Source organism: Polaromonas sp. P1_F2 (assembly GCF_056405735.1).
Genome location: NZ_JBFUBN010000003.1, coordinates 473829 through 485168 on the forward strand (window position 1 = coordinate 473829; position 11340 = coordinate 485168).

An 11340-nucleotide genomic window follows, 5' to 3' on the forward strand; every position below is an offset into this window, starting at 1 on the left:
GCCGCGCTCACTCCGGCTTGATGTTGGCCGTCTTGGCCAATTGCTCGTAGCGCAGCTTGTCCGACCGGATCAGCTTGACCAGCGCCGCCCCATTGCCCGCATAGGACTCCACCCCCGCATTCGATAGGCGCGATTGCACCGCCGGGTCGGCCAGCACCTTCTGCACGTCGGCGACGATTTTGGCGACCACGGCCGGCGGCATTTTGGCCGGCCCCATCAGCGCGAACCAGGTCGAAAAATCCAGCGGCTTGAGGCCTTGCTCCTCCAGCGTGAGGGCATCGGGCAGCAGCGAATAGCGCTTCTGGCTGGCCACGCCGATCACCTGCAGCCGGCCCGACTTCGCATAGGGCGCGGCAAGGTTGGCGCTCATGATGGCCAGGGGGATCTGGCCGCCCACCACGTCCTGCACCACGGGTGCGCAGCCCTTGTAGCCGGCATGCACCGCGTCCAGCGATGTCTTCTGCTTGACGAGCTCCATCACGAAATGCATGGGCGTGCCCACGCCACAGGAACCGTAGCTGAGTTTGCCGGGATTGGCTTTTGCGTAGTCCTGCAGTTCCTTGAGGTTTTTGACGTTGAGGCTGGGATGGGCCACCAGCGCGATCGGCGTGGTGCCCAGCAGCATGATGGGCGTCAGGTCTTTTTCGGGGTCGTAATTGACTTTGACGCCCAGGCCCATGTTGGCCACCATGGTGCTGTTCTGCAGCAGCAGGGTGTAGCCGTCGGCCGGCGCATGCACCACCGCTTCCGAGCCGATGTTGCCCGAGGCGCCGGTGCGGTTCTCCACCGCCACGCCCTGGCCCCAGGCCTGCTGCAGGCTGGCGCCCAGCTGGCGCGCCAGGATGTCGGCGCCACCGCCCGTGCCGTAGGGCACGATGATGCGCACTGGTTTCGTGGGCCAGGTCTGGGCCAGGGCTACCGGCGCCAAGGCGTGGCAGGCCAGCGCGACGCAGCAGGTTTTCAGAATGGCATTCAATGTCTTCATGCGGTACTCCAGGGATGAGGTCGTTAAGGAATCAAAGTGCCAGCTCGTGCCGCCACAGCGCCCAGGCGCGCGGGATCTGCGCGTCGTTGGCGGCGGCGGCCAGGCCGGCTTCGGTCTCCGTCAGGTAGCTCACGGGGCCCATGGCCATGGCCGAGGCCTGCAGGCCGGCGTTGATTTCTGTGTAGACGGCGCGATAGACGGCATGCTCGAGCGAGCCGCCCACCACCGTGCTGCCGTGGCCGCGCATCAGCACGCAGGCGCAATCGCCCAGCGCGGCGGCGAGGGCCTTGCCGAGGGCAGGGCTGCGTATCAGCAAATCGCTGTCGCCCACCGCATCGCGGATCTCGAAATGCGCCGAGCCGCTGCCGAGGAAGCCGGACATGTGGAACACCGGTTTTAATCGCTGGCCTGTGATGCCGAAGGGAATCACGCGCGGCGAATGGCTGTGCACCACGGCCATCACGTCGGGCCTGGCGCGGTAGATCTCGCTGTGGATGAAGCGCTCCAGGTAGGGCTTTCCCGTGGCGGCGCCCAGCGGCTCGCCGTCCAGGCCGTAGCAGCCCACGTCGGCCGCCTCGACCAGCGCCGGCGCGCGGCTGCAGGACAGCAGAAAAACTTCTTCAGCACCGGGCTGGCGCACGCTGACGTGGCCGAAGCCGTCCACCACGCCGCGCGCATACAGGATGCGGTTGGCCAGCACCAGCTGCCGGGCCAGGGCCGGGTCGGGCGTCATCATGTTTTGCCCGGCAGCGCCGTGGCCTGCACGGCCTGCAGCACCCAGCCCGAAGCCGTGTGTTCCCACACCGCCAGGTAACTGCTCGCGATGTCGCGGCGAACGTCACCCTTGCGCACCGTGGCCCGCATCACCGCGCTGACCAGGCCTGCAGTGCCCACCAGGCGCACTTGCGGCGCTACAAATTCCAGCGATTCATAACGCAGCGCGCCGCCCGCCAGCGATTGCAGGTAGCCGGCCTTGCTGTCGGTCACGCCGGTCGCGTGTGTGTAAACCAGTGCATCCGACAGCAGCGTGTCCAGCACGGCCGTGTCCGCGGCCAGCATGGCCAGCCGCCTGGCCTCTTCGGCGGCCAGCAGGCCGTCTTCAAGGGCGAGCGGCATGTTCAAAAGCGCGTGGCGTCTGCCGCGATGGTGTTGAAGAGCACGCCCACCTTGCTGACCTCCACCTCGACCTGGTCGCCCGGCTTCATCCACACCGGCGGCGTGCGCTTGACGCCGACGCCGCCCGGCGTGCCGGTCACGATCACGTCGCCGGGTTGCAGCGAAGTGAAGGCCGAGATGTATTCGATCAGCACCGGGATGCTGAAAATCATGGAGGCCGTGGTGGTGTGCTGCATGACCTGGCCGTTGAGCCGGGTTTCCAGCGTGAGCTCCTCGCCGTCGGCGATCTCGGCGCGCGTCACCATCCAGGGGCCGAAACTGCCGGTGCCGCTGAAGTTCTTGCCGGCGGTGAACTGCAGCGTGTGCTTTTGCCAGTCGCGCACCGAACCGTCGTTGTAGGCGCTGTAGCCCGCCACGTGCTCCCAGGCATCGGCCTCGCGTATGCGCCGCCCGGCCTTGCCGATGATGATGGCGATCTCGCCCTCGTAGTCGAGCTGCGTCGATTCGGCCGGCATCAGGATGGGCTGGCGATGCGCCGTCTGCGACTCGGCCACGCGCATGAACAACAAGGGGTGCTGGGTCGGGTCGCGCTGGGTCTCGATGCGGTGCGCCTCGTAGTTGTGGCCCACGCAAAAAATCTTGCCCGGCGCCGGGATCACCGGCAGGAACGCTATGGCGTCCAGCGGCAGCGCGGGCGCGGCGGTCGGCGTGGCGGCGATCTCGTCCAGCTTGCCGGCCTGCAATGCGCTGAGCAGCGTCGGGTATTGCGCCGAGTGCAGGGGCAGGACGCCGGCCTCGGTGGCCACGCCCCAGCCAGGCTGTCCCTGATATTGGTAACTGCTGAATTTCACGATGTACTTTCTGTGGTGGGATAAAAAGGGTGGCTCAGTCCAGCGAGATGTTCAGGCGCTTGAGGGTCTCGCCATAACGCTGCGAGTCATTGCGCAGCTGCTGCAGGAACTGCTCGCTGTTGAGGAAGTAAGGCTCGTAATACATCGCGGCGTACTTGTCTTTCAGGTCCGGCTCCGACAGCACGGCGGCCACGTCTTTCTGGATTTTTTCGACCACGGCCTTGGGCGTTCCCTTGGGCGCCAGCAGCGCCGTCCAGGCGCTCAGCTCAAAGCCCGCCGGGCCGCCCGATTCGGCGACGGTGGGCACGTCCGGAAAACCGGCCACGCGTCTGGGCGCGGCCACCGCGAGATAGCGCGTGCGGCCCGCGCGCTGCATGGCGCCCGCGCTAGCGGCGCTGCCGAAAGCCCAGTCGACTTCCTGGTTGCCCACGGCCACGTAGAGCTGCGACATTTCCTTGTAGGGCACGTGTGTCATCCTGGTGCCGGTGGCGGTCTCCAGCATGGCCGCGCCTATGTGGCCGGGGCTGCCGACAAACCAGGAGCCGTAGTTGACCTGGCCCGGGCCGGCCTTGGCGGCGGCGCCCAGGTCGGCCATGGTCTTGTAGCGGCTGCCCACCGGCACCGTCACAAAAAAGTAGTTGCGCAGTATCGGCGTGACGGGCTCGAAGTCGCGCAGCAGCTCATAAGGCAGCTTCTTGAACAGGAAGGGCTGGGCCGCCATCTGCGCGTTGTCCATTTGCAGCAGCTCATGGCCGTCGGGCGCGGCGCGCTTGATGGCTTCTATCGCGATAAAACCGCTCGCGCCGGGCCGGTTGTCGACGATGACGGGTTTGCCCCAGATTTTTGACAGCTTGTCGGCCACCAGCCGCAGCGCGACCTCGGGCCCGCTGCCGGCCGGGAAGGGCGTGACCACGCGCACCGGCTTGCTTGGGAAATCCTGTGCGTGGGCGGTGGCGGTGATCGCGGCCAGCAATGCGGCGGCCAGAGCCAGGCCAGGCCTGCGCCAGGTTGTGAAAGAAGTCGGGAAAGCGTGCGTCATAGTTTTGTCTCCAGGGGTGGATAGAAGTAGCGGTCTACGCCGCTTGGGGGATGGAAGTCGAATGCGGCTGCAGCAACTGCCGTAATTGCGCGATGCTTTGTTCGTCGCCGCGGCGCAGGTAGGCCAGCACATAACGGTCGGGCCGCAGCAGCACGGCTTGCGCGCCGGCGCTGCGGATGATGGCTTCCAGCGTGCCGTCGCAGTCGCGCAGCGTGGCGTCCGGCCCGGTGTGCTTCAGGAAGTCGTCGCTCTGCGCCACCACCGGGATGTGGCGGCAGACCAGGCCTGCTCCGGCCAGCACCGCCAGCGTGGCGGCCACGGCGCTGCCGTCGGCGTCGGCCAGGGACAGCAGGGCAAAGCCGCTGCCGAGCATGTCGTCCAGCGCGGCCAGCGCGCCGCCCGGCAGTTCCACGTTCGGCTGCGGCAACAACTGCCCGGCGGGCACCAGCGCGGCAGCCGCATGGCGGGGCACAAAGAAGCCCTCAAAGAAGCGCGGCTTGGGCTTGAATTTGAGCTGCAGCACGTAGTCGCGCACGGGTGGAAAGACGCTGAAGAGCTTGAGCGCGCCCTGCGTCAGCATGGCGGCCGGCACCGATTTTGGCTGCATGAAGGTGCCTATGCGCACGGCCATCTGGATCAGCGACCAGGCGTGCGGCTTGCGCTCGGTTTCGTAGCTGTCCAGCAGCGAGGCCGGCAGGCGGCCCTTGACCACGGCGGCCAGCTTCCAGGCCAGGTTGGCCGCGTCGCGCACGCCGCTGTTCATGCCCTGGCCCGCGAAAGGCGGCGTCAGGTGGGCGGCATCACCGGCCAGCAGCACGCGGCCGGCTTTCCAGCGGCTGGCCACGCGCGCGTGGAAGGCATAGACCACCTTGCGCGTGATGGGCAGCTGCGCATCGGCCGGCTCTCGCGCATGGATCCAGGCGCGCACACGGGCCTCGTCCAGCATTTCGTCGGGGTCTTCGCCCTCGTGCAGCATGAACTCATAACGCAGCGTGCCGTCCGGCCCGGGCAGGCGTATCGCCGGGCGCGCCGGGTCGCAGTAAGTGCGTGTGTGGCGAAAGGCCGAGTTGCGCTCCAGCAGGTCGACGATCAGCCATTTTTCGTCGTAGCTGCTGCCGGTCAGCGGTATGCCCAGCTGCTCGCGCACGCCGCTGCGGCCGCCGTCGCAGGCCACCAGCCAGTCGCAGTGGATGTGTTTTGTCTCACCGCCGTGGCGCAGTTCAAGCTGGACGCCATTGCCCTCATCACCATCGTCGCGGAATTTCACGAGTTCATGGCCGAACCAGATCGCCGAGCCGCTAAAACGCCGCAGCCCGTCGCGCAGCTGGCCCACCAGCACCTGCTGGCGAAAGGCGTTGCGCTTGGGAAAGCCGTGCTCCATGGCCTGCGGCTCGATGCGCGCGAACACCTTGCCGCGCCACGAGTAGTAATGCACGCCGTAGCCTTGCACCACATGCGGCAGCACTTCGGTGATCAGGCCGGTGGCCTGCACCGTGCGCAGGCTCTCATCGTCGATGGTGACCGCGCGCGGCTCGCCCACGGTGCTGGTGTTGCGCTCGATGACCAGGGCCGCCACGCCCTGCCTGCCCAGCAGGTTGGCCAGCATGAGGCCGGTAGGCCCCGCGCCCACGATCACGACGGGAAAATGCGGCGGGCCCGGCAGGACCGGCATAGCCGACAAGGGGAGGGGGGCGTTCATGGGGTTTCCGTTTTTCGGGTGGCGCGGGCTTTGTCGCGCTGGTCCTGCAGCCGGCCTTCGATGCGGCCGGCGGCGCTTTGCAGCCGAGCCAGCGTGGTCTTGCGCAGGGCGGTGGTCAGCGAGGCCCCCGGCATCACCACGCTGAGGCTGCCCAGCAGGTGCTCGCCGTCGCGCAGCGCCACCGCAAAACCCACGGCGTCGGGGTCGACCTCGCCTTCGGTGATGCAGTGGCCGACTTCGCGTATGCTGCGCAGCACCTTGGCCAGCAGGGCGTAGTCGTCGGGCAGGCCGGCGGCCACCAGGGTCTTGCGCTCCGAGGCCCAGAGCTGCTTGAGCTGCGTGGCCGGCAGGTAGGCCAGGATGATCTTGGAGGTCGCGCCGCGGTACAGCGGCATGGCGCGGCCGCGTTCATAACTGACCGACAGGGCAGGGTTGCGGCCCTTGACCTGGTGCAGGCACATCACCTTGCTGCCGTGAAAGCGGCATAACAGCACCGTGCCGCCGGTCTGCTCCGCGAGCTTGCCGGGCAGCTCGCCGGCGGCCTGCAGCAGCGGGTCGGCCAGGCGTATCTGCCGGTCCAGTTCCACCACCATGGGGCCCAGCACATAACCGCGGTCGGTCACGCGCTCCAGCATGCCGGCGGCGGCCAGCTGGCCCAGGTCGCGGTAGACGCTGGCGCGCGACACGCCCAGCTCCTGCATCAGCCATTCGGGCGTGATGACCGGCCTCTCCAGGCTGAACAGCCCGAGGATGCGCAGCATGCGGTTGGTGCTTGCCATGGTGTGTCTTTCAGTGAGCCGTGCGGGCTAGCTGCGCAGGATGGCCTTGCCCCAGAGGTTGAGCGTGCGCTCCTCGTGCGGCCAGGTCCCGGCGGGGCGGCCGGGCGCGCAGTGCTCGATCTCCGAGGAAATCTCGGCCAGGTTGCCGTCGGGGTCGCGCACCATGAAGAACACGTCGTTGCCCGGGCCGTGGCGGCCTATGCCCCAGACAATGGGCACTTTGAGTGCCGCCATGTGGTCGCCCCAGTCCTTCATGCCGGCCCAGTCGGGGGTTTCGAAGGACTGGTGGTCGAAGCAGGCGGCGGGCGCGAAGAACAGGGCCAGCGCATGGTGCAGCGCGTCGGTGCGCAGGAAGCAGGCGCGCAGCGTGCCTTCGGGGTCTTTCACCGCGTCCGACAGCACAAAGCCCAGTTGCTCCGTGTAGAAGGCCAGCATGGCCGGCAGGTTCGGTGTGCGCAGCGCGAAGTGCTGCAGTGTGGCGGATGGCAGTGCCGTCGCTTCCGCAGCGGCCGGGGCCGCGGGCGGCGTGAACACCACGAGGTTGCCGTCGGGGTCCTTTAATGCGATGGCCTCGCCGCCGGCGAAATCGGTGGGCAGCGCTTCACGCGGCAGCCCTTGCACGCGCGCCGCGAAAGCCTGCCAGGCACCGGTGTTCGCCAGGGCGTAGTGGGCGTACTGAAGCTGGTTGGCCGGGCCTTCGGAGAGCCGCAGCTCACGCCCCGGGCCGCGGCACAGGTAGCCGCCCGCCGCGGGCGCCATCGCCATGCCGTAGGCGCTGCTGTAAAAGCGCGCGGCCTGCAGCGGGTCGGGCGAATAAAGGTGAAGGCATTGCAGCGCGGCTTGCGGTTCCATGGGGGCGGCTCTCGGTGTAAATCGGTGCCTCCACTGTCGCCGTGGCCTCAAATGGTGTCAAACGTAAATCTCAATAGGTGAGATTTGAATAATATTTCCCCAGAGGCGGATTTGCGGCGCTCCGTGCGGCGCAGGCCTGCAAATGGCTGCCCGTACAACTACACGCGCGTCAGCCATCCCTTACTTGCAGCAGGCCTTCAGGCTGGCACCGGCCGCGAGGCGTGCTGCCTACATTGGACTTGTGTTTAAACCCTGACTACTTTTAGGAGAGACAAATGCCCATCATTGCCTGGCTACTCGGCGTTCCACTTAGCGTCATCCTTATTCTCATGCTACTGGGCGTGTTTTAGGCCCCGCAAGATTGACCGGCCTTCACGGCTGTTCAAACAAAAGCCCGCGAATGCGGGCTTTTGCGTTTGGGAAGAGTGTTTAGAGCGCGGCTGCCGGTTCCCTGCGCCTGGCGCGTACCCGCATCACCTTCCACCAGCCCGGCAGCAGGCTCTGGATTTCGGGCCGGGTAAAGCGGTCGTCGATCAGGTAGACCACGCCGCGGTCCGAGGTCGTGCGTATCACCCGCCCGGCCGCCTGCACCACCTTCTGCAGGCCGGGGTAGAGATAGGTGTAGTCATAACTCTGGGCCGCGCCGAAATTGGCGCCCATGCGTTCGCGGATCTGCTCGTTCACCGGGTTGACCTGCGGCAGGCCCAGCGTGGCGATGAAAGCGCCTATCAGTCGAGCGCCCGGCAGGTCTATGCCTTCGGCGAAGGAGCCGCCCAGCACGGCAAAGCCTATGCCCTGCGAGTCCGGCGTGAAGCGCGCGAGGAAGGCGTCGCGCGCGGTTTCCTCCATGCGGCGCGTCTGCTCCCACACCGGGATGTGCGGGTAGCGCTGGCGGAACAAGGTCACCAACTGCTGCAGGTAGTCGTAGCTGCTTAAAAATGCCAGGTAGTTGCCGGGCTGGCCCTCATACTGACGCGCCATCAGGTCGACGATGGGCGAGAGCGAATCGCCCCGGTGCTGGAAACGCGTGGAGACGTCGCTGACCACCGAGACCCGCAACTGCTCGGCCAGGAAGGGCGATTCCACCTCGGTCCACACCGTGCCGGCCGGCAGGCCCAGCGTGTCGGCGTAATAGTTCTGCGGGCTCAGCGTGGCGGAAAACAGCGCCGCCGACTGCGCCGCCGCGAAGCGCGGCGCCAGGAAGGGCGCGGGCACCACGTTGCGGATGTTGAGCACCGCGAGCGGTTGGCCCAGCGCTTGGCCGAAAGTGTTGGACCCTGTATCGGCTTGCAGTGTCACGTCGAACAGCGAATGCTCGCCGAAGGCCTCGGCCATGCGCGAGAAATGCAGGGCCTCGAAATAAAAATCCTGCAGCTCGCCGTCCATGCGCGTCGGGTTGGCCATCAGGAAGTCGGTGACCTGGGTCAGCGCCTGCCCCAGTGTCTTGAGGAAAGGCGCGGGCAGTTCGGGATGCACCTGGTAGGGCTCGTCCTGATATTGGTGGAGCTCCTGCAGGCTGCGGTTGAGCCGCTCCAGCGCGCCGCGCACGGCACGCGGCGCGCCCGCGTGCACCTGCTGTAGCTGCGCCTGGCTCAGCGTGGCCGAATACATTTTCCGCGCGCGCTCCACCAGGTTGTGCGCCTCGTCCACCAGCACGCTGATACGCCACTGGTTGCCCTGGGCTTGGCCGTGCAGCAGGGCGCTGGTGTCGAAGTAGTAGTTGTAGTCGCCCACCACCACGTCCGACCAGGTCACCAGTTCCTGGCTCAGGTAGTAGGGGCACACGTGGTGGGCCAGCGCCAGTTCGCGCAGCGCGGCCTTGTCCATCGGGCCTTGCGCGGCGGCGTGCTTCACGGCGGCGCTGCGCGCCTGCGGCAGGCGGTCGTAAAAGCCCTTGGCCAGCGGGCAGGCGTCGCCGTGGCAGGCCTTGCCCGGGTGCTCGCAGGCCTTGTCGCGCGCCACCAGTTCCAGCACGCGCAGCGGCAAAGCCTGGCTGCTGCCCTTGATGCGGTCCAGCGCGTCCAGCGCCAGCCGTCGGCCCGGTGTTTTGGCCGCCAGGAAAAACAGCTTGTCGAGCTGCTTCTTGGGCACCGCCTTGAGCAGCGGAAACACCGTGCCTATGGTTTTGCCTATGCCGGTCGGCGCCTGCGCCATCAGGCAGGTGCCGGCCTGCGCGGTCTTGTAGACGGCCTCGGCCAGTTCGCGCTGGCCGGGCCGGAAGTCCGGATGCGGAAACTCCAGCGTCGTGAGCGCCGCGTCGCGTGCCTGGCGGTGCGCGAGTTCCTGCGTGGCCCAGGCCAGGAAGCGTTCGCACTGGGCTTCAAAATATTCCTTGAGTGCGGCGGCCGTGAAATGCTCGGTCAGCGGCGTTTCCTGCGCGCTGGCCACGTCGAAGTAGACCAATGTCAGGTTGATGTCGGGAAGCTTCCTGTCCTGGCACAGCAGCCAGCCGTAAATCTTGAGCTGCGCCCAGTGCAGGTGCCGGCGGTTGTCGGCCATGGCATGCAGGTCGCCGCGGTAGGTCTTGACTTCCTCCAGCTGGTTCTGCTCGGGGTCGTAGCCGTCGGCGCGGCCGCGCACCGTCAGCGCCTGGTACTCGCCCTCCAGGCTGACTTCGGACTGGTAGGACTCGCCACGGCGCGATGCGACCAGCGCATGGCCGGCCATGCCTTCCTGGGCGGAAGGCGAGGGGGTGAAGCGCAGGTCCAGGTCGCCATGCTTGGCGGTGAACTCGCACAGGGCCCTGACGGCCACGACATATTTCAAGGGGGAGCGCTCTCTGGGTAACGGGAATTGGGGGAAGAGGTTCATGGTAGCGCAGGCGCCGCCGGCCCCCATCCCAGCCTTCCCCCAGCGGGGAAAAGCGCAAGACCCCGTGAAATAGAGCATTAATGCGCCCGCCATTTACCGATGCGCCGCCGCCGTCTACATTGAAGCCATGGACCAGATCATCTTGTGGCTGCAGCAATACGGGCTGGCCGCCGTCTTTCTCAACATCGTGCTGGAGCAGCTCGGCCTGCCGATCCCGGCCTACCCGGTGCTCATACTGACCGGCGCCCTGAGTTTCAACGGCCAGTATTCGGCCGGCGGCCTGCTCGCCACGGCGGTGGGGGCCTGCCTGATCGCCGACAGCATCTGGTACTGGGCCGGCCACCGCTACGGCAGCCGCGTGCTCAAGACCTTGTGCCGGATTTCGCTGTCGCCCGATTCCTGCGTGCGCCAGACCGAATCGATCTTCACGCGCTGGGGCGTGAAGTCGCTGGTGCTGGCCAAGTTCATCCCGGGTTTTGCCTCGCTGGCCACCGCGCTGGCTGGCCGCACCGGTGTGCCCTTCGGCCGCTTCCTGTTGTTTGACGCCATAGGCGCGGCGCTGTATGCCGGTGTCGGCTTGGGCCTTGGCATGCTGTTCCATGACGCGGTGGCCGACGTGCTGGCCATCTTCGAGCAGATGGGGCGCATAGGCCTGATGGTGCTGCTGGCCGGTTTCGCGCTTTTCCTGGCGCACAAATGGTGGCAGCGCCAGCGCTTTTACCGCCAGCTGCGCATGGCGCGCATCACGCCGCAAGAGCTGCTGCAACTCACGCAAGGCGAGCAACCGGCCGTGATCCTCGACGTGCGCACCGAACTCAGCCGCGGCGGCGGCGGCATCATTCCGGGCGCGCTGCTGTGGTCGGACCCGGACCGCAAGATGGCCACGCTGGACCTGCCGCATGACGTGGCCGTGGTGGTTTACTGCGCCTGCCCCAACGACGCCTCGGCCGCCCAGGTGGCCAGGCGGCTGATGGCCGCGGGTTTCAAAAACGTGCGCCCGCTGCATGGCGGCATAGACGCCTGGCAGGCCGCCGGGCTGTCGCTGGAGTATCCGCACGCCGTGTGAAAGGGTAAAAAACACCTTTCGCGGGTGCGCCCAGGCCATTCGCCTGAAATTTGCAAAAAAAGAGGTCTTAAGTTTGCAAATTCTGCGGGGGCTGGTTAACCCCTGCACCCAAAAGAAGACAGGGTGTTGTCCTATGGCGGAT

At 66.9% G+C, this 11340-nt stretch carries 10 protein-coding genes; 1 reads left to right on the forward strand and 9 read right to left on the reverse strand.

The features are described from left to right. Positions 1–7: 7 nt before the first annotated feature. The 9 genes from AC1D0O_RS09300 to AC1D0O_RS09340 form a co-directional block, all read right to left on the reverse strand. Positions 8–985, reverse strand: coding sequence for a Bug family tripartite tricarboxylate transporter substrate binding protein (locus AC1D0O_RS09300; RefSeq protein ID WP_477653227.1), 978 nt, complete (start codon positions 983–985; stop codon positions 8–10). Positions 986–1016: 31 nt separating this feature from the next. Further along, the gene (locus AC1D0O_RS09305; protein WP_477653228.1) at positions 1017–1721 is read right to left on the reverse strand and encodes a class II aldolase/adducin family protein; all 705 of its coding nucleotides are present in this window, start codon (positions 1719–1721) and stop codon (positions 1017–1019) included. Next, positions 1718–2101, reverse strand: coding sequence for a nuclear transport factor 2 family protein (locus tag AC1D0O_RS09310; protein ID WP_477653229.1), 384 nt, complete (start codon positions 2099–2101; stop codon positions 1718–1720). Before AC1D0O_RS09310 ends, AC1D0O_RS09305 begins: the two co-directional genes overlap by 4 nt. Positions 2102–2103: 2 nt before the next feature. Continuing rightward, positions 2104–2952, reverse strand: coding sequence for a fumarylacetoacetate hydrolase family protein (locus AC1D0O_RS09315; protein WP_477653230.1), 849 nt, complete (start codon positions 2950–2952; stop codon positions 2104–2106). 34 nt (positions 2953–2986) lie between these two features. Then, positions 2987–3991 (reverse strand): Bug family tripartite tricarboxylate transporter substrate binding protein, encoded by a 1005-nt coding sequence (locus AC1D0O_RS09320; protein WP_477653231.1) that lies wholly within the window; start codon positions 3989–3991, stop codon positions 2987–2989. A 34-nt stretch (positions 3992–4025) separates the two neighbouring features. Next, entirely contained in the window at positions 4026–5690 is a 1665-nt protein-coding gene (locus AC1D0O_RS09325) for a bifunctional 3-(3-hydroxy-phenyl)propionate/3-hydroxycinnamic acid hydroxylase (protein ID WP_477653232.1), read from the reverse strand. Next, positions 5687–6469 carry an IclR family transcriptional regulator gene (locus AC1D0O_RS09330; protein ID WP_477653233.1) on the reverse strand — a complete coding sequence of 261 codons (783 nt, stop codon included), beginning with the start codon at positions 6467–6469 and terminating at the stop codon, positions 5687–5689. The genes AC1D0O_RS09325 and AC1D0O_RS09330 overlap by 4 nt, the downstream gene beginning before the upstream one ends. A 27-nt stretch (positions 6470–6496) precedes the next feature. Then, positions 6497–7321 carry a VOC family protein gene (locus AC1D0O_RS09335; RefSeq protein WP_477653234.1) on the reverse strand — a complete coding sequence of 275 codons (825 nt, stop codon included), beginning with the start codon at positions 7319–7321 and terminating at the stop codon, positions 6497–6499. A gap of 429 nt (positions 7322–7750) precedes the next feature. Next, complete coding sequence (locus AC1D0O_RS09340) at positions 7751–10087, reverse strand: ATP-dependent DNA helicase (RefSeq protein ID WP_477653235.1); 2337 nt, start codon at positions 10085–10087, stop codon at positions 7751–7753. 172 nt (positions 10088–10259) lie between these two features. Here AC1D0O_RS09340 and AC1D0O_RS09345 point away from each other — a divergent pair, with 172 nt between their 5' ends. Then, positions 10260–11198, forward strand: a complete 939-nt coding sequence (locus tag AC1D0O_RS09345; protein ID WP_477653236.1) for a DedA family protein/thiosulfate sulfurtransferase GlpE — start codon at positions 10260–10262, stop codon at positions 11196–11198. Positions 11199–11340 lie beyond the last annotated feature (142 nt).